This window comes from Halomonas litopenaei (genome assembly GCF_003045775.1).
GTDB classification, from domain to species: domain Bacteria; phylum Pseudomonadota; class Gammaproteobacteria; order Pseudomonadales; family Halomonadaceae; genus Halomonas; species Halomonas litopenaei.
The window spans coordinates 1-384 of sequence record NZ_PXNS01000052.1; the positions used below are offsets into that span (position 1 = coordinate 1).

Annotated in this window: 1 protein-coding gene; it reads left to right on the top strand. The window is 62.8% G+C overall.

Features of this window, described 5'->3' with window-relative positions; translation table 11 throughout:
* A partial coding sequence (locus C6W88_RS21275; RefSeq protein WP_146164699.1) for a cadherin-like domain-containing protein occupies window positions 1-384 on the top strand: 384 nt, incomplete at both ends.

The window sequence follows — 384 nt, forward strand, 5'->3', positions numbered from 1 at the left end:
TCAAGAGCAGCACCGGCAACGATGACCTGGTGCGCTACGAGGTGAAGGACAAGGACGGCGACTGGGTTCCGATCAATGCCGATGACACCACGGTCAGCGGCGAGTACGGCACCCTGACGGTGAACACCGACGGCAGCTGGTCGTACACCCTGACACGCAGCGCGAGTCAGGACGACAAGGACAAAACGGGTCTGGACGATAGCCTGGCCGAGACCTTCGGTGTGCGGGTGGTGGACAGCGATGGCGATACCTCCGACCCGGCCAATCTCACTATCGCCATCGGTGACGATGGCCCGAGTGCCGTGGCCGACACCACTAGCACCGGCGAAGACACCCCGGTCAGCTACAACGTGCTGAATAATGACGACGGCACCAGCGACACCC